14 protein-coding genes are annotated in these 18,073 nt (G+C 73.2%); 5 read left to right on the top strand and 9 right to left on the bottom strand.

Features of this window, described 5'->3' with window-relative positions; all coding sequences use genetic code 11:
• Positions 1-100: 100 nt before the first annotated feature.
• The 3 genes from ACFWP3_RS03590 to ACFWP3_RS03600 all read right to left on the bottom strand — a co-directional run bounded on the left by ACFWP3_RS03590 (position 101) and on the right by ACFWP3_RS03600 (position 2,807).
• Positions 101-643 (bottom strand): hypothetical protein, encoded by a 543-nt coding sequence (locus ACFWP3_RS03590; protein ID WP_384215764.1) that lies wholly within the window; start codon positions 641-643, stop codon positions 101-103.
• 188 nt (positions 644-831) lie between these two features.
• Positions 832-2,172 carry an ATP-binding protein gene (locus ACFWP3_RS03595; RefSeq protein WP_384215765.1) on the bottom strand — a complete coding sequence of 447 codons (1,341 nt, stop codon included), beginning with the start codon at positions 2,170-2,172 and terminating at the stop codon, positions 832-834.
• Positions 2,169-2,807, bottom strand: a complete 639-nt coding sequence (locus ACFWP3_RS03600) for a hypothetical protein (RefSeq protein ID WP_384215766.1) — start codon at positions 2,805-2,807, stop codon at positions 2,169-2,171. The genes ACFWP3_RS03595 and ACFWP3_RS03600 overlap by 4 nt, the downstream gene beginning before the upstream one ends.
• A 167-nt stretch (positions 2,808-2,974) precedes the next feature.
• On the opposite strand from ACFWP3_RS03600, the gene ACFWP3_RS03605 reads away from it, so the two are divergent.
• Complete coding sequence (locus tag ACFWP3_RS03605) at positions 2,975-3,418, top strand: gamma-glutamylcyclotransferase family protein (RefSeq protein ID WP_384215767.1); 444 nt, start codon at positions 2,975-2,977, stop codon at positions 3,416-3,418.
• A gap of 36 nt (positions 3,419-3,454) precedes the next feature.
• Here ACFWP3_RS03605 and dnaG read toward each other — a convergent pair whose 3' ends face one another.
• The 4 genes from dnaG to ACFWP3_RS03625 form a co-directional block, all read right to left on the bottom strand.
• Positions 3,455-5,362 carry a DNA primase gene (gene dnaG, locus ACFWP3_RS03610; RefSeq protein WP_384215768.1) on the bottom strand — a complete coding sequence of 636 codons (1,908 nt, stop codon included), beginning with the start codon at positions 5,360-5,362 and terminating at the stop codon, positions 3,455-3,457.
• Between the two features lie 34 nt (positions 5,363-5,396).
• Positions 5,397-6,671, bottom strand: a complete 1,275-nt coding sequence (locus ACFWP3_RS03615) for an NAD(P)/FAD-dependent oxidoreductase (RefSeq protein ID WP_384215769.1) — start codon at positions 6,669-6,671, stop codon at positions 5,397-5,399.
• Positions 6,672-6,764: 93 nt separating this feature from the next.
• Positions 6,765-8,081, bottom strand: a complete 1,317-nt coding sequence (locus ACFWP3_RS03620) for a deoxyguanosinetriphosphate triphosphohydrolase (RefSeq protein WP_384215770.1) — start codon at positions 8,079-8,081, stop codon at positions 6,765-6,767.
• Between the two features lie 36 nt (positions 8,082-8,117).
• On the bottom strand, positions 8,118-8,864 hold the full coding sequence (locus ACFWP3_RS03625) for a sirohydrochlorin chelatase (RefSeq protein WP_384215771.1): 747 nt from the start codon (positions 8,862-8,864) through the stop codon (positions 8,118-8,120).
• 329 nt (positions 8,865-9,193) lie between these two features.
• On the opposite strand from ACFWP3_RS03625, the gene ACFWP3_RS03630 reads away from it, so the two are divergent.
• The 4 genes from ACFWP3_RS03630 (at position 9,194) to ACFWP3_RS03645 (ending at position 14,304) form a co-directional block, all read left to right on the top strand.
• On the top strand, positions 9,194-10,015 hold the full coding sequence (locus ACFWP3_RS03630; RefSeq protein WP_384215772.1) for a vancomycin high temperature exclusion protein: 822 nt from the start codon (positions 9,194-9,196) through the stop codon (positions 10,013-10,015).
• Between the two features lie 69 nt (positions 10,016-10,084).
• Positions 10,085-10,849 (top strand): glucose 1-dehydrogenase, encoded by a 765-nt coding sequence (locus ACFWP3_RS03635; protein ID WP_384215910.1) that lies wholly within the window; start codon positions 10,085-10,087, stop codon positions 10,847-10,849.
• A gap of 123 nt (positions 10,850-10,972) precedes the next feature.
• Positions 10,973-13,051 carry a molybdopterin oxidoreductase family protein gene (locus tag ACFWP3_RS03640; protein ID WP_384215773.1) on the top strand — a complete coding sequence of 693 codons (2,079 nt, stop codon included), beginning with the start codon at positions 10,973-10,975 and terminating at the stop codon, positions 13,049-13,051.
• 209 nt (positions 13,052-13,260) lie between these two features.
• Positions 13,261-14,304, top strand: a complete 1,044-nt coding sequence (locus ACFWP3_RS03645) for an RNA polymerase sigma factor (protein WP_384215912.1) — start codon at positions 13,261-13,263, stop codon at positions 14,302-14,304.
• A gap of 76 nt (positions 14,305-14,380) precedes the next feature.
• Here the strand turns inward: ACFWP3_RS03645 and ACFWP3_RS03650 are convergent, their stop codons facing one another.
• Positions 14,381-16,303 carry an ABC transporter ATP-binding protein gene (locus ACFWP3_RS03650; protein WP_384215774.1) on the bottom strand — a complete coding sequence of 641 codons (1,923 nt, stop codon included), beginning with the start codon at positions 16,301-16,303 and terminating at the stop codon, positions 14,381-14,383.
• Complete coding sequence (locus ACFWP3_RS03655; RefSeq protein ID WP_384215775.1) at positions 16,300-18,033, bottom strand: ABC transporter ATP-binding protein; 1,734 nt, start codon at positions 18,031-18,033, stop codon at positions 16,300-16,302. Before ACFWP3_RS03655 ends, ACFWP3_RS03650 begins: the two co-directional genes overlap by 4 nt.
• Positions 18,034-18,073: the final 40 nt, after the last annotated feature.

Here is an 18,073-nt window from a genome sequence, read left to right on the forward strand (position 1 = left end):
GACTGGCCGTCGCCCGGCCCCGCGAACGGGGGGACCTCGCGGGGCGGGCGACGGGGGACGGTACCGGTCGGACCGCGGCCGGAGCCGCGGTGGGCGTCCGTCAGCTCCGCGTGCCGCTCGCCCGGCGACGCAGGAGCCAGGTACCGCCGACGGCGGTCGCGGCCAGCACTGCCGCTCCCGCCGCGATCTTGGCGGGGTCGCTGGTGGTGGTCGTGCCACCGCCCACCCCGGTCTGGACGTGGCCCTGCGGGCCTCGTTCGGTGACGACCAGGTCGCCGGTGGCGAACTTGCCGTTCGCGCAGGTCGCCCCGATGCCGTAGGTGCCCGGGCGGGTGCCGCGGGCGACCTGGAACTGGCCCACGACCACCTCCTTGTGGGTGCCCGGGACCAGCTTGAACCGGCCGCCGCCCACCGTGGTGGCATCGCCCTCCGCATGGCTGCCGGGCCCGCAGGCCTTGGTGTTCACGGTGACGGTGGCACCCGGGGCCGCGGACTTCGGCCACACCTCCAGCGGGGCGAAGTCGCCGGGTGCGAAGCCCACCATGCCCAGGTCCACGGCGGCCACCGCACCGGCGACGGGGCCGACGAAGGCGGCGCAGGTCAGCGCGGCGGCAGTCAGCGCGTGGGCCGTACGTCGGCGCATGGGAGCTCCCTGGAGACACGGGGTCGTGCTTCCGAGGAAACCCGGACCGCCCGCGGCGCGCCTGCTGATGTTCCGTCAGGTCCGCTCGCGCGGGCCCTTCCGCCGGACCGTCAGCGCAGGTCAAAGGCCCTGATACGGCCATTCGGGCCGCCTTCGCCGTCCGGGTGAGACCGGCCGCGCGGAAGCGGTCAGGCCGGCGGCAGCACCACCGTGGCCGAGGCGCCCGACGGCGGCACGTTCTCGAGGACGACCCGTGCGCCGATCACCTGCGCCTGCCCGAGGGCGATGGTCAGGCCGAGCCCCGTGCCCTGGCCGCGTTCGGCGGCGCCGGTCAGGAACCGCTGCGGCCCCTCGCGCAGCAGCTTCTCCGGGAAGCCCGGCCCCCGGTCCCGGACGGTCACGGTGGTCCCGGACACCGTCACAGTGACCGGCTCCCCGCCGTGCCGCCGCGCGTTGACCAGCAGGTTCGTCAGGATCCGCTCGAAGCGCCGTACATCGGTGCGGACGTACGCCGACCCGGCCGCGCCCTCCGCCCCGTCCAACCCGTCCGCCCCCTCCGGCTCCGCCGCCCCCTCCTCGGGGTACGCGCCCACCACCACCAGGGCCGCCACCCCCGAGCGCCGCGTGATCGAGTGCACCAGCGGCCCCAGCCGGTGCGCCGCCAGCTGCGGCTCCTCCCGGTTGGCGTCGAGCCGGGCCACCTCCAGCAGGTCCTCGGTCAGTGTCCGCAGCGCCGCGACCCGGTCCCGTACGAGCTCCGTCGGACGCCCGGCCGGCAGCAGCTCGGCCGCGGTGTGCAGACCCGTCAGCGGGGTCCGCAGCTCGTGCGCCACATCCGCCGTGAACCGCTGCTCGGCCTCCAGGCGGTGCTGGAGGCTGGCGGCCATCGTGTCGACCGCCGAGGAGAGTTCCGCGACCTCGTCCCGCGTCCCCGGCACCCCGGACAGCCCGATCCGCGCGTCCAATTCGCCCGCGCTGATCCGGCGGGCCGTCTCCGCGGCCGTCCGCAGCTCCCTGCTCAGCCGGCTGGCCAGCAGCGCCCCGCCGACCGCCGCGAGCGCCACGATCACCGCCGCGTACGCCACGAGCCCGCGGTCCAGCTCGGCCAGCTCCTCCCGGTCGTCGGCCAGCGACAGCCGTACGGACAGCACGTGCGCCCCGCCGACCGGCCGGGCGGCCCACACCGCCGGGTGCGGCCCGGACATGTCCAGGTAGGTGGTCCGCTCCCCGTCCAGGGCCGCCGTCCGCAGCGGCTCCGGCAGCTCCGGACAGTCGATCCGGGCATCGGCCTCGCCGACCTTGTCGGCGTCGAGCCGGCCGGTCAGCTCGTACACCTTCCGCACGCTGATCAGCTGGTTGGTGGCGTTGGCCCGCGCCGCGTCGGCGATCTGCCGGGTGCGCGCGTCGTGGATCAGGAGCCCGATGGCGACCGCGACCAGCGAGCAGCCGACGGCGAGCAGGATGGAGATCTTCCAGCGCAGGCCGAGGGCCCGCAGCAGGTGCCGGTAGCGGGTCAGGAGGGCCCTCACGGGGTGTTCCTGCCGTCCTTGCGGAAGCGCCGCTCGTCGTTGACCACCGTCATCCGCTCGCCGTCCCAGTGGTAGCGCACGACCTGTTCGGAGCCGTCGTCGGCGGCGATGCGGACCAGCAGGTCCGTGCCGATGGTCTCCGCCGTGAGCCGGCGGCCGATGGTGAAGAGGATCGAGACGATCCGGCCGTTGACCACCGCGTACACGCTCAGCGCCGAGCGGCCGGTCGGCACGTCGGCGGCCACGATCAGGTCCGGGTGGCCGTCGCCCGTCAGGTCCCGGTGGACGGGCGGGCGGATCCCGGCCCGGCCGGGCACCAGGATGCCCGTCCCCTTGCCGAGGTACGGCTTCATCCGCGGGTCGGCCCGCGCGATCTCGGTCGCGTCGAGCCCGGTGAGCCCCTTCGGCCCGGGCTCGGGGGCGTTCTTCAGGGGCGTCGGCGCCGGCTCCCGGCGGCCCACCGCGGAGCCGGGGGCCTGGGTCCAGGCGGGCCAGAGCGGTTCGGGGCTCGGCTGGCTCGAGACCGGGGGCGCGGGCGTCCCCGCGCCGAGCCCGGCGGGTGCGGCGCAGCCGCCGGCGGCGAGTGCGCAGACGCACAGCACGGCGGCGAGCAGGCGGTGGGACGAAGGTGTCATGGGGGCAGAACCGTGGGGTGGGGGAGACCGGGGACCGACGCTAGACGGCACGGGTCACGGGCACCGGGACGTTGTGTAACAGCGGTGCGTACGGTGGTGTGCCGCAGGCAAGTCGGGACCTTGGTCCCGGTCCGCGGAGTGTTCCGCCGTACCCCAGGGAGGGCCCCGTGACATCGGTCGTTCGGCCACAAGATCCGACCGCTCCGCTCCCGTTCTTCGTCTACGGGACGCTGCGCCCGGGCGAGGTCAACCACGACCTGTTCCTGCGCGGCCGCACGGTCGCCGAGGAGCCCGCGAGCCTCCCCGGCGCGGCGCTGTACGAGGGCCCCGGCTATCCGTACGCGGTCGAGCGCCCGGGCTCGGCCGTGGCCGGGGAGCTGATCACCGCGGCACCGGACGCGTACGGGGAGCTGCTGGCCGCGCTGGACGTGCTGGAGGAGTACGGGGGCCCGGGCAGGCCGGGGAACGTCTACGACCGGATCGCCCGCGAGGCCCTGCGCGCCGACGGCACTCCGGTGCGGGCCTGGGTCTACCTGGCGTCCCCGCTGCTCGCCCGCGACCTGCGGGAGTCGGGCACCGAGATACAGGGCGGGGACTGGCTGGGGCGCTGAGGGGCCGCCGCGGCGCCGCTACACCCTTCGGGGCTGCTAGAGCCCTTCGGCGCCGCGGTTGCGCAGCCGCTGGCCGTACTGCTGGAGCACCCACAGCTCTTCCTGGACCGCGGCCAGTTGCTCCGGCGGGGCCTGCGGGCCCAGCCGGGACAGCGTGCCCTGGATCTCGTGGACCCGGCGGTCTACGGCGCGCAGCCGCACCTGGACCAGCTGGACGCCCGCGTAGATCTCGTCCACCGTCTTGGCGTGGATGGCCTCGACGGCCAGCTCCGTGACGAGCGCCCGGACGGTGTCGTTCGGCGCGGCGTCCCGCACGCGGGCCAGGTAGTCGTCGGTGCCGAGCGAGGCCCCGCCCGCGTCCTGGACGGCCTGGCGCACGGCCGCGTACGGCGGGGCGGTGAACTCGTCGATCCCGTACGCGTCGAACGCCGGGGAGACCAGGGCCGGGCGCTGCAGGGCCAGCTTCAGCAGCTCGCGCTCGGTGCGGTGGGCGGGGCTGCGCAGGTTCAGCGCGGGTCCGCCGCCCGGCTGGGCGGCCGGCGCGGCGGCGGCCTCGTAGGACTGCCGGCCGCCGCCCCTGCCCTGCTGCTGGGGCTGGCCGCCGCGCTCGCGGGCCCAGCGCGCGAGCTGGGCGACGCGCTTGACGACGAACTGCTCGTCGCGGATGCCCAGCATGCCCGCGAGCTGGACCGCGGACTCGTGCTGGATCGCGATGTTCTTGATGTGGGCCACGACCGGAGCGGCCTCGTCCAGCGCCGCCGCGCGGCCCGCCGGGTTCTCCAGGTTGTGCCGGGCGACGATGTGCCGCAGCGCGAACTCGAAGAGCGGGGTCCGGGATTCCACGAGCCCGGCGACGGCCGCGTCGCCCTGGGCGAGGCGCAGGTCGCAGGGGTCCATCCCGCCCGGGGTGATCGCGATCGAGGTCTCGGCGGCGAACTTCTGGTCGTCCTCGAAGGCCCGCAGCGCGGCCTTCTGGCCGGCCGCGTCGCCATCGAAGGTGAAGATCACCTCGGCGGTGGCGTTGTCCATCAGCAGCCGCCGCAGGATCTTGATGTGGTCCCCGCCGAAGGCCGTGCCACAGGTGGCGATCGCGGTGGTCACCCCGGCCATGTGGCAGGCCATCACGTCCGTGTAGCCCTCGACCACCACGGCCCGCGAGGTCTTCGCGATCTCCTTCTTGGCCAGGTCGATGCCGTACAGGACCTGGGACTTCTTGTAGATCGCGGTCTCGGGCGTGTTCAGGTACTTGGGGCCGTTGTCGTCGTCGCGCAGCTTGCGCGCGCCGAAGCCGACCACCTCGCCGCTGATGTCGCGGATGGGCCACATCAGCCGGCCTCGGAAGCGGTCGATGGGCTTGCCGCTGCGGCTGTCCTGGGCGAGGCCGGAGGTGACCAGCTCCTTGTCGCTGAAGCCCTTGCCGCGCAGGAACCGGGTCAGGTGGTCCCAGCCGGCCGGGCTGTAGCCCACGCTGAAGTGCGCCGCGGCCGCCTGGTCGAAGCCGCGCTCGGCCAGGAACTTGCGGCCGATCTCCGCTTCGGGGCTGCCCAGCTGGTCGACGTAGAACTGGGCGGCCGCCTTGTGCGCCTCGACCAGGCGGATCCGCTCACCGCGGCCGCTGGTGCCGGCGGTGTAGCCGCCCTCCTCGTAGCGCAGGGTGATGCCCGCCTGGCCGGCCAGGCGCTCGACCGCCTCCGAGAAGGAGAGGTGGTCGATCTTCATGATGAAGTCGAGGGTGTCCCCGCCCGCCTGGCAGCCGAAGCAGTGGTAGAGACCCTTGCTGGGGCTGACCTGGAAGGACGGGGACTTCTCGTCGTGGAAGGGGCACAGGCCCTTGAGGTTGCCGCCGCCCGCGTTGCGCAGCTGGAGGTAGTCGGAGACCACGGCGTCGATCGGGACCGCGTCCCGTACCGCCTTCACGTCGTCGTCGTTGATCCGTCCTGCCACGCGTGAAGTCTACGGCCGCACGCGGACAAACCCGTCAGGCCCCCTCGGGCGTCAGCAGCGACGCGAGCGGAACCGAGGGATCCGCCAGTTTGTCGCGGTCCACGGGCTCCTTCGACCTGATCAGGGCCTGGATGTGCTCGGTGACGTCCCAGACGTTCACGTTCATCCCGGCGAGCACCCGCCCTTCCGAGAGCCAGAAGGCGATGAACTCCCGCTTGGCCGCGTCCCCGCGGATCAGCACCTGGTCGTAGCCGCCCGGCGGCGCGTAGCCCGAGTACTCCAGACCCACGTCGTACTGGTCGGAGAAGAAGTACGGCACCCTGTCGTACGAGACCTCCTGGCCCAGCATCGCCCGTGCGGCGGCCGGCCCCCCGTTCAGCGCGTTGGCCCAGTGCTCGACCCGCAGCCGGGTCCCGAGCACCGGGTGGTGGGCCGCGGCCACGTCCCCGACCGCGAAGACGTCCGGGTCGGAGGTGCGCAGGGAGGCGTCCACCGCGATCCCGCCCCCGTGCTCCCGGTCGACCAGCGCCAGCCCGGAGGTCTCCGCGAGCGCCGTGCGCGGGGCCGCCCCGATCGCGGCGAGCACCGCGTGCGCCGGGTGCTCCTCCCCGTCGTCCGTACGGGCGGCCAGCACCATGCCGTCGTGGCCGACGATCTCGGTCAGCCGGGCGCCGAAGTGGAACCGCACCCCGTGCTCGGCGTGCAGGTCGCCGAAGAGCCGGCCGATCTCCGGACCGAGCACCGCGTGCAGCGGGGTGGGCTCGGGCTCGATGACGGTGACCTCGGCGCCGTAGCCGCGGGCCGCCGCGGCGACCTCCAGGCCGATCCACCCGGCGCCCGCGATCAGCAGGTGGCCGTTGTCCCGGCCGAGCCCGGCCAGGACGCCCCGCAGCCGTTCGGCGTGGGCGAGGCGGCGCAGGTGGTGCACCCCGGCCAGGCCGGTGCCCGGGATGTCCAGGCGGCGCGGCTCGGCGCCGGTGGCCAGCAGCAGCTTGTCGTAGTGCAGGACGGCGCCGTCGCCGAGGACCACCTTCTTGGCGTCCCGGTCCAGGTGGACCGCGGGCTGGCCGAGGTGCAGCTCGACGTCGGCGGCTGCGTACCAGGACGGCTCGTGGACGAAGACGCTGTCGCGGTCGTCCTTGCCCGTCAGGTACCCCTTGGACAGCGGGGGCCGTTCGTAGGGATGGTCGCGCTCGTCGCCGATCAGGATCACCCGCCCCGTGAACCCCTCGGACCTCAGCGTTTCGGCCGCTTTTGCCCCGGCCAGCCCTGCGCCCACGATGACGAACGTCCGGTGTGCGTCGACCACCTGATGCCTCCTCATAACCTCTCCGCCACATGCGACCACATGCGAGCGTCCCGCAATGAGCCTGCCGCGTGAAGGGGGAGTGGCCCGATCAGCTCACCCGTCGGCGCGTCGCGTGCGCTGGGTGAGGCGTGCGTGCAGGGAACGGGCGGACGCGTCGGTGAGCGACGCGATCTGGTCGATGACCGCCCGTTTCCTGGCCTTGTCGTCCGGCGCCGCGTCGAAGATGGCCCGGAACTGCGGGTCCAGGCCCTCGGGGGCGCGGGCGCTGAGCGCCTCCGCGAGTTCGGCCAGGACGATGCGCTGGTCGGCGCGGATCCGCTCCTGTTCGTCGCGCTGCATGACGTACAGGTCGGCGACCGCCTTGAGGACGGCGCACTCGTTGCGCGCCTCGCGGGGGACCACCAGTTCGGCGCCGTACCGGGTGAGCCGGCCGGAGCCGTACGCCTCACGGGTGGCGCCCTCGGCGGCCAGGCAGAAACGGCCGATGAGCTGGCTGGTCGCGTCCTTCAGCCGGGCCTGGGCCACGGCCGAGCCGTCGTACCCGTGCGGCCACCACTCCTGCTCCATCAACCGGTCGAGGGCGGCGCGCAGCTCCTCGGGCTCGGTGTCGGAGGGCACGTAGCGGCCGATGGCGACCCGCCAGATCGCGGTGCGCTCGGGCTCGGCGAAGAGCAGGTTGGGGTCGAGGTGGCCCGCGTGCAGCCCGTCCTCGAAGTCGTGGACGGAGTACGCGACGTCGTCCGCCCAGTCCATGACCTGGGCCTCGAAGCACTTGCGGTCCGCGGGCGCGCCGAGGCGCAGCCACTCGAAGACGGGCAGGTCGTCCTCGTAGGCGCCGAACTTGACCGAGCCGGGGTCGGTGGGGTGGTTGCCGCGGGCCCACGGGTACTTGGTGGCGGCGTCCAGGCAGGCCCGGGTGAGGTTGAGGCCGACGCTGACGAGTTCGCCGCTCGCCGGGTCGGGCACGAACCGCTTGGGCTCCAGACGGGTCAGCAGGCGCAGCGACTGGGCGTTGCCCTCGAATCCGCCGCAGTCTTTGGCGAACTCGTTGAGCGCCTCCTCGCCGTTGTGGCCGAAAGGCGGGTGCCCCATGTCGTGGGAGAGGCAGGCGGCCTCGACGAGGTCGGGGTCGCAGCCGAGCGCGGCGCCCAGCTCCCGGCCGACCTGGGCGCACTCCAGGGAGTGCGTGAGGCGGGTACGGGGGCTCGCGTCCCAGTCGTAGGAACGGGTGCCGGGCGTGACCACCTGGGTCTTCCCGGCGAGGCGGCGCAGGGCGGCGGAGTGCAGCACGCGGGCGCGGTCGCGCTGAAAGGCGGTCCTCCCGGGCCGTTTGTCCGGCTCGACGGCCCAGCGTTCGGTGGCGGTGGGGTCGTACAGGTCGTCTGCCGGGGTGTGCGCGGTGCCTTCCATGAAGAGACGGTAACCGGAACCTCTGACAAACCGGGATCAGGCGGAGAGGAGTTCCGGCCGTTCGGCGCTGTGGACGGCGCCGCGGGGCAGGGCGCACGCCCGGTCGAAGCGGTGCAGCAGCAGGCGGGCCAGCGCCGGGTGGTCGCCCAGCGGCGCGGCGGCGAGGCCGGGCGCGGCCGCGGCGGCCTGGGCGGCGAACCGGCCGGGTGCGGCGAAGTACGAGGCCACGGCCGGCCGGCGGTGCCCGCGGGCGGCCAGGGCGCGGATGGCCTCGGGGACGGTGGGGGAGGCGGCGGAGGCGTAGGCGGGGACCACCGGGACGCCGCCGAGGCGCTCGCCGAGCAGGGCGGCGGTGCGGCGGGTGTCGGCGGCGGACTCGGGATCGCGGGAACCGGCGGCGGCGAGCACCACGGCGGTGCTCGCGTGGCGGGCGGAGCCCCAGCCCGCCTCCTGGAGCCGTTCGTACAGGGCCTCGACGAGCAGCGGGTGCGGGCCGAGGGGCGCGGCGACGGTGACCCGCAGGTGCCGGGCGGCGGCGGCCGCGGCGGGGAGATCACGTTTGACGTGGTACCCGCGGCCGAGGAGCAGCGGGACGAGGACCGCCTCGCCGCTCAGCTCCCGCAGGGTGTCGCCGAGCAGCGGCCGGTTCAGCTCGATGTGCCCGAGCCGGACGTCGAGGCGGGGGCGGAGCTCGCGGACGCGTTCGAGGAGGGCGAGGGCGGTGTGAAGGGCGCGCGGGTCGCGGCTGCCGTGGGCCACGGCGACGAGGGCGGGCTGCTGCATGGGTGGGCTCCGTGGGGCCGGGCGCGCGGCGGGCGGACGCCGCTGAGCTGCGTGCCGAGTTGGGCGGTGATCCGGGACAGCAGTTCGGCGGCGCTGCCGAAGGGGAGGGACAGGGTGTCGGGAGGGTGCACCGGCTCCGTCATGAACCGATCCTGCGCGCCGGAGGTTGCCGGGGCGTTGCGCCGCGGTGACGGGTGTTTTCCGGGTGCTCACCCACGCGTTCGGTCATTCGTGCGGGTGAAAGGAGGGGAGGGCGGAACTGGCGGCCGTGGCCCACTCGTCAATCCGTGCGAACGAGGTGTGAGGCGTGGGGTGCGAGGGGGGCGGTCATGAAGAGGCACGGCTGGACTGGGGCGGAGGCACGGTCGGCGGCGCGGTCGGTGGCACGGTCGGCGGAGGCGGCTGGGGCGGGGGCGCGGTCGGCGGCACGTACGGCGGCGCGGGTCGCGGTGCGGGTGGTGGCGCGGGCCGTGGCGGGCCGGCGGTCCGGGGCGCCGCGCGGGGTGCGTGCGCGGCGGCGGGCCGTGCGGGTCGTGGTGGCGGGCTGCGCGCTGGCGCTGCTGCCCGCGGCGTGGACGCACGCGGCGGCCGCGGACCGGCTGCGGACCACGGCCGACGCGCCCTCGGCCGAGGTGGCCGTGGTGTTCGGGGCGGGGCTGTGGAACGGGCAGCCGACCCCCTATCTGGCCACCCGGCTCGATGCCGCCGCCGAGCTGTACCACGCGGGCAAGGTGAAGGTGGTGCTGGTCACCGGGGACAACAGCCGCAAGGAGTACGACGAGCCGGACGCGATGCGCAGGTACCTGACCGGGCAGGGGGTGCCGGACGGACGGATCGTCAGCGATTTCGCGGGCTTCGACACCTGGGATTCGTGCGTCCGGGCCAAGGAGATATTCGGGGTCGACCGGGCCGTGCTGATCAGCCAGGGCTTCCACATACGCAGGGCCGTCGCCCTGTGCCAGGCGGCGGGCCTGGACTCGTACGGGGTCGGGGTGCCCGACGAGCACGACGCCACCTGGTACTACGGCGGGACGCGCGAGGTCTTCGCGGCCGGCAAGGCGGCGCTGGACGCGGCCTTCAAGCCCGATCCGCGCTTCCTGGGACCGAAGGAGCAGGGGGTGTCGCGGGCCCTGGGGGCTCTGGCAGACTGACGCGGCGTTGGCTATTCCTATTAGTCATATACGGTCGGTCCGTTCGAGCGTCAGAGGTGAACCGTGGCTGTGGTGGATCTCAGCGGCAAGGTCGTCGTCATCACCGGTGGGGCCCGCGGCCTGGGCGCCGCGACGGCGCAGGCCGTGGTGGACGGCGGCGGCAGGGTGCTGGTCACCGATGTGCTGGAGGCGGAGGGCGCGGAGACGGCCGCGAAGCTGGGCGGCTCGGCGCGCTTCCTGCGGCACGACGTGACGAGCGAGGCCGACTGGCAGGCGGCACTGGAGTACGCGGTCGCCGAATTCGGCCGCGTCGACGGGCTGGTGAACAACGCCGGGATAGCCACCGGCCAGTTCCTGGAGCACGAGAGCGTCGAGCACTTCCGCCAGGTCGTGGAGATCAACCTGGTCGGCGTGTTCATCGGCATCAAGACGGCCATCCCGCTGCTCCGGGAGAACGGCGGCGGCTCCATCGTCAACATCTCCTCCGCCGCGGGCCTGACCGGCCTGGCGCTCACCGCCGGGTACGGCGCGTCCAAGTGGGGCGTGCGCGGCCTGTCCAAGATCGGCGCGGTGGAGCTGGCCGAGGCCGGGATCCGGGTGAACTCCGTCCACCCCGGCATGACGCTGACCCCGATGACCGCCCCCGTCGGCATCCGGACCGGCGAGGGCAACTACCCCGGTGCCCCGATGGGCCGGGTCGGGGTCCCGGAGGAGATCGCCGCGGCCGTCGCGTTCCTGCTCTCGGACGCCGCCGGGTACATGACGGGCGCCGAGCTGGCCGTCGACGGCGGCTGGACGGCCGGCCTGACCGTGAAGTACCTGACCGGCCAGTGAACCCCGGCCGCCCGCCGGAGCGCCGGGCCTCACAGGCGCCGCCGGACCCCGCTGAGCCGGAGCAGGCAGGCTTGTAACGCGAGGCGGCGGCCCGCGTAACACCGCCGTCGCAGGCTGGGCGGTATGCACACCCCGGAAGCAGCCGCCACCGCCACGCACTGTCCGTACTGCGCGTTGCAGTGCGGCATGAACCTCCGCCCCGAACCGGGCGGCGAGGGCGTCACGGTGGAGGAGCGCGCGGACTTCCCCGTCAACCGGGGCGCGCTGTGCGGCAAGGGCCGCACCGCCCCCGCCGTGCTCTCCTCCCGGGTGCGCCTGACCGGGCCGCTCGTCCGCACCCACGCCGGGCGGCTCGAACCGGCCACCTGGGAGGAGGCCCTCGACGCCGTCGCCGAGGGCCTCGCCCGCACGGGCCGCGCCTACGGGCCGGACGCGGTCGGGGTCTTCGGCGGCGGCGGGCTCACCAACGAGAAGGCGTACGCGCTCGGAAAGTTCGCCCGGGTGGCCCTGCGCACCTCGCAGATCGACTACAACGGCCGGTTCTGCATGTCCTCGGCCGCCGCCGCGCACCAGCGGGCCTTCGGGCTCGACCGCGGCCTGCCCTTCCCGCTGGAGGACATCCCCCGCACCGGCTGCGTGATCCTCGTCGGCTCCAACCTCGCCGAGACCATGCCGCCCGCCCTGCGCTACCTCACCGAGCTGAAGCAGAACGGCGGCACCCTGATCGTCATCGACCCCCGCCGCACCCGCACCGCCGAACAGGCCGACCTGCACCTCGCCCCGCGGCCCGGCACCGACCTCGCGCTCGCCCTCGGCATGCTGCACCTGGTCGTGGCGCAGGGGCGCACGGACGAGGAGTTCATCGCGGACCGGACCACCGGCTGGGAGGCGGCCCGGGCCGCCGCGATGGCCCACTGGCCCGAGCTGGTGGAACGCATCACCGGCGTGCCCGTGCCCAGGCTCCGCGAAGCGGTCGAGATGTTCTGCGCGCCCTCCTCCGCGATGGTCCTCACCGCCCGCGGCCCGGAGCAGCAGTCCAAGGGCACCGACACCGTCGGAGCCTGGATCAACCTGTGCCTGGCCACCGGCCGGGCCGGCCGCCCGCTCTCCGGCTACGGCTGCCTCACCGGCCAGGGCAACGGCCAGGGCGGCCGCGAGCACGGCCAGAAGGCCGACCAGCTCCCCGGCTACCGCAAACTCACCGACCCGGCGGCCCGCGCGCACGTGGCCGGGGTCTGGGGCGTCGACCCCGACACCCTGCCCGGCCCCGGCCGCAGCGCGTACGAACTGCTCGACGCCCTCGGCACCGACGTCCGCGCCCTCCTCCTCATGGGCTCCAACCCGGTGGTCTCCGCCCCCCGCGCCGCCCACATCGAGGACCGCATCCGCTCCCTGGACTTCCTCGCCGTGGCCGACGTGGTCCTCTCCGAGACCGCCGCCCTCGCGGACGTGGTCCTGCCGGTCACCCAGTGGGCGGAGGAGACCGGCACCACCACCAGCCTGGAGGGCCGCGTCCTGCTCCGCCGGCGCGCCCTGACCCCGCCGCCCGGAGTCCGCACCGACCTCGAGGTGCTGCACGGCCTCGCCGCCCGCCTCGGCATCGAGAAGGGCTTCCCCACCGCCCCGGAGGAGGTCTTCGACGAACTGCGCCGCGCCTCCGCCGGCGGCCCCGCGGACTACTCGGGCATCAGCTACGCCCGCATCGAGGCCGAACAGGGCGTCTTCTGGCCCTGCCCGGACGGCGCTTCGGGCACGCCCCGCCTCTTCCTGGACCGCTTCGCCACCGACGACGGCCTGGCCCGCTTCGTCCCCGTCTCCCACCGCGACGCCGCCGAGGTCCCCGACGCCGACTACCCGCTGCTCCTGACCACCGGCCGGGTCGTCGCCCAGTACCAGTCCGGCGCCCAGACCCGCCGCGTCGAGGAGCTCAACGCGGCCGCCCCCGGCCCCTTCGTGGAACTCCACCCCCGCCTCGCCGCCCGTCTCGGCGCCGTCGACGGCAGCCCGCTGGCGGTGGTCTCCCGCCGCGGCCGGTCCGTGGCCCCGGCCCGCATCACCGACGCCATCCGCGCGGACACCGTCTTCATGCCCTTCCACTGGCCGGGCGAGGGCCGCGCCAACACCCTGACCAACCCCGCACTGGACCCGGTCTCCCGCATGCCCGAGTTCAAGGTCTGCGCGGTCCGCGTCGAACCGGCCTGACCTCCGGCCGCCGGATCGGACATGGGTGCGGACCGCTTCGGACGGGCCCCCGGGGGGTAACCATCCGGTCACGCACCGGACTCAGAAAGTGCCCGCACGCCCCTCGTGACAGTGATGTGTCGTACCCCACACTGAGTTGCGGTGCCTGAGTCCTCGGACCCCTGGAGGTCGCCCCCGTGCAGACCCAGACGCAGCCCCCGACCGTCACCCTGACCGTGACCGAGCAGCCCGAACCCGAGGCCGAGGCCATGGACGACGAGCCCGAGCCCCTCGACCTGGCCGACCAGATCGAGCAGGTGCCGGCCCAGCGCAAGCGCGTGGACAGCGGTGCCGGGGCGGCGGGCCCGTCCGCCGACCTGTTCCGGCAGTACCTGCGCGAGATAGGCAGGATCCCGCTGCTCACCGCCGCCGAGGAGGTGGACCTCGCGCGGCGCGTCGAAGCCGGCCTGTTCGCCGAGGAGAAGCTCTCCGGCACCCCGGACCTCGACTCCCAGCTCGCCTTCGACCTCGACAAGCTCGTCGTCATGGGGCGCATGGCCAAACGCCGGCTCATCGAGTCGAACCTCCGCCTCGTCGTCTCCGTCGCCAAGCGGTACGTGGGCCGCGGGCTCACCATGCTCGACCTCGTGCAGGAGGGGAACCTCGGGCTCATCCGGGCCGTCGAGAAGTTCGACTACGCCCGCGGGTTCAAGTTCTCCACGTACGCCACCTGGTGGATCCGGCAGGCGATGTCCCGGGCCCTCGCCGACCAGGCCCGGACCATCCGCGTGCCCGTCCACGTCGTGGAGCTGATCAACCGCGTGGTGCGCGTACAGCGCCGCATGCTCCAGGAGCGCGGCTACGAGCCGACCGCCGAAGAGGTCGCCGCCCACCTGGAACTGACCCCCGAGCGGGTCCTCGAGGTGCTGCGCCTCGCCCAGGAGCCGGTCTCCCTGCACGCCCCCGTCGGCGAGGAGGACGACGTCGCGCTCGGCGACCTCATCGAGGACGGCGACGCCGCGTCACCCGTGGAGTCCGCCGCGTTCTTCCTGCTGCGCGAGCACCTGGAAGCCGTGCTGTCGACCCTCGGCGAGCGCGAGCGCAAGGTCGTCCAGCTGCGCTACGGGCTCGACGACGGGCGCCCGCGCACCCTGGAGGAGATCGGCCGGATCTTCGGCGTGACGCGCGAACGCATCCGCCAGATCGAGTCCAAGACCCTCAACAAGCTGCGCGACCACGCCTTCGCCGACCAGCTGAGGGGCTATCTGGACTGAGCCGGGACACCGGAAGGGGGCGCCCCGCAGGACGCCCCCACCCCCGCCCCCACCCCCGCCGCCGGGCCGTCGCCCGCTAGTCGACCTCGGCCACCGCCTGCGCGAACTGCGCCGCGTACAGCCGGGCGTACGCCCCGCCCGAGGCCAGCAGCTCCTCGTGCGTGCCCTGTTCCACGATCGAGCCGCTCTCCATCACGAGGATCACGTCGGCGTCGCGGATCGTGGACAGCCGGTGCGCGATCACGAAGGAGGTCCGGCCGTGCGCCAGGCGCGCCATCGCCTTCTGGATCAGCACCTCGGTACGGGTGTCCACCGAGCTCGTCGCCTCGTCGAGCACCAGGATCACCGGGTCCGAGAGGAACGCCCGCGCGATGGTGATCAGCTGCTTCTCACCCGCGCTGACCCCCGCGCCCTCGTCGTCCAGCACGGTGTCGTAGCCGTCCGGCAGGGTGCGGATGAACCGGTCGGCGTGGGCCGCCCGCGCCGCCTCCTCGATCTCGGCGCGCGTGACCTCTCGCGAGGCGCCGTAGGCGATGTTCTCCGCGATGGTGCCGCCGAACAGCCAGGTGTCCTGGAGCACCATGCCGATCGAGCCGCGCAGTTCCTCGCGCGTCATCTTCGCGATGTCCACCCCGTCCAGGGCGATCTCGCCGCCCGTGACCTCGTAGAACCGCATCAGCAGATTGACCAGCGTGGTCTTGCCGGCGCCGGTCGGGCCGACGATCGCGACCGTGTGCCCGGGCTCGACGCTCAGCGAGAGGTTCTCGATGAGCGGCTTGTCCGGCGCGTAGCGGAAGGCCACCTTGTCGAGGGTGACCTGCCCGCGCACGTTCTCCGGCCGCTCCGGCACCTCGGCGTCCGGCTCCTGCTCCTGCGCGTCCAGCAGCTCGTAGACCCGCTCCGCCGAGGCGACGCCGGACTGGATGAGGTTCGCCATCGTGGCGACCTGCGTCAGCGGCATCGAGAACTGCCGCGAGTACTGGATGAACGCCTGCACGTCACCGATCGACAGGGTGCCCGAGGCGACCCGGAGCCCGCCGACCACCGCGATCAGCACGTAGTTGATGTTCGATATGAAGAACATCACCGGCTGCATGATGCCGCTGACCAGCTGCGCCTTGAAGGAGGCCCGGTACAGCGCCTCGTTCTGCTCGGCGAAGACGGCCGCGGACTCCTTCTGCCGGCCGAAGACCTTGACCAGCGCGTGGCCCGAGTACATCTCCTCGATGTGCGCGTTGAGCACACCGGTGTTCTTCCACTGCGCCACGAACTGCGGCTGCGACCTCTTGCCGATCTTCGCCGCGGCCACGACCGAGATCGGTACGGTCACCAGCGCGACCAGCGCCAGCAGCGGCGAGATCCAGAACATCATCGCGAGCACGCCCACGATGGTCAGCAGCGAGTTCAGCAGCTGCCCCATCGTCTGCTGGAGCGTCTGCCCGATGTTGTCTATGTCGTTGGTGGCCCGGCTGAGCACCTCGCCGCGCTTCTGCTGGTCGAAGTACGACAGCGGCAGCCGCGACAGCTTCCCCTGGAGCTCCTCGCGCATCCGGTAGAGCGTGCCGTTCATGACGTGGTTCGACATTCGGGTGGCGACCAGCATCAGCAGCCCGGCGAGGGTGAAGACCACCAGCGCCCAGATCGCCACGACCCCGACCGCACCGAAGTCGATGCCCTGGCCCGGCGTGAAGTCGGTGCCGGAGAGCATGTCCGCCATGCCGTCCTGGCCCTTGGCGCGCAGCCCGTCCAGCGCCTGCTGCTTGCTGATCCCGGCCGGCATCTGCCGTCCGACGATCCCCGCGAAGACCAGGTCGGTGGCCTCGCCCAGGATCTTCGGGCCGACCACCGCGCAGCCGACGCTGCCGATGACGGCCCAGACCATGCCCCACAGCCTGAGCCGGTCCTGCGCGAGCTGGCCGAGCAGGCGCTTGCCCGACCCCTTGAAATCCATGGACCGTTGGACCGGTCCCGCCATCATCCGTCCTCCGGGCCCGCTCATGCGGCCTCCGCCTCCGTCAGCTGGGAGAGCACGATCTCCCGGTAGGTCTCGTTGCCGGCCATCAGCTCGTGGTGGCGCCCCTCGCCCACGACCTGGCCCTCGTCCAAAACGATGATCCGGTCGGCGTCGCGGATCGTGGAGACCCGCTGGGCGACGATCACCACGGTCGCGTCCTCCGTCTCGCGGGCGAGCGCCGCGCGCAGCGCCGCGTCCGTCGCGTAGTCCAGGGCCGAGAAGGAGTCGTCGAAGAGGTAGATCTCCGGGCGCTGCACCAGCGTGCGGGCGATGGCCAGACGCTGGCGCTGCCCGCCGGAGACATTGGTTCCGCCCTGGGTGACGGGCGCCTCCAGGCCGCCTTCCAGCGTGGACACGAACTCCTTGGCCTGGGCCACCTCCAGCGCCTGCCACAGCTCCTCGTCCGTCGCGTCCGGGCGCCCGTAGCGCAGGTTGGAGGCGACGGTTCCGGAGAACAGGTACGGCTTCTGCGGGACCAGGCCGACCGTCTTGGCCAGCAGGTCGGGATCGAGCCGCCGTACGTCCTCCCCGTCGACGAGCACCTCGCCGCCGGTCGCGTCGAACAGCCGCGGGACCAGGCCCAGCAGCGTGGACTTGCCGCTTCCGGTGGAGCCGATCACGGCGGTCGTCTCGCCGGGGCGGGCCAGCAGGTCGATCCCGCGCAGGACCGGGGCCTCGGCGCCCGGGTAGCGGAAGTCGGCGCCGCGCAGCTCCAGGCGGCCGCTGCGGGTGAGCTCGCGCACCGGGTCGGCGGGCGGGACCACGCTGGACTCGGTGTCCAGGACCTCCTGGATGCGCTCGGCGCAGACCTCGGCGCGCGGCACCATCATGAACATGAAGGTGGCCATCATCACGGACATGACGATCTGCATCAGGTAGGCGAGGAAGGCCGTCAGCTGGCCGATCTCCATGCCGCCGCTGTCGACGCGCATCGCACCGAACCAGATGACGGCGACGCTGGAGACGTTCACGACCACGATGACGGTCGGGAACATGTAGGCCAGCAGCTTGCCGGTGGCCAGCGAGACGCCGGTCAGATCGGCGTTGGCCTCCCGGAAGCGGTCCTTCTCGTAGTCGTCGCGGACGAAGGCGCGGATCACCCGGTTGCCGGTGATCTGCTCGCGCAGCACCCGGTTCACGGTGTCCAGGCGCTCCTGCATCGTGCGGAACAGCGGCCGCGTCCTGAAGACGATCGCACCGACCGCCAGGCCGAGTACGGGCACCACGGCGAGCAGGACGCCCGACAGCTTCACGTCCAGCGACAGCGCCATCGCGATGCCGCCCACGCACATGATCGGCGCCGAGACCATCAGGGTGAAGGTCATCAGCACCAGCATCTGGACCTGCTGGACGTCGTTCGTCGTACGGGTGATCAGCGACGGGGCGCCGAACTGGCCGAGCTCGCGCGCGGAGAAGCTCTGCACGCGGTCGAAGACCGCGGCGCGCACGTCCCGGCCGAAGGCCGCCGCCGTGCGGGCACCGTAGTAGATGGCCCCGACGTTGCAGACCAGCTGGACGAGCGAGACACCGAGCATCAGTGCGCCGAAGCGCAGGATGTAGCCGGTGTCGCCGTTGACGACACCGTTGTCAATGATGTCCGCGTTGAGGGTGGGCAGGTAGAGGCTCGCACTGGTCTGGAGCAGCTGCAGCAGCACCAGCAGGGCGATGGGTTTCCGGTATGGACCCAGATGGGTCCACAGAAGTCGTATGAGCACGCGCAGGCTCCGGTCGGCATGATCGAGGGGGTTCACCCCA

This window comes from Streptomyces sp. NPDC058525, assembly GCF_042719495.1.
GTDB lineage: Bacteria > Actinomycetota > Actinomycetes > Streptomycetales > Streptomycetaceae > Streptomyces.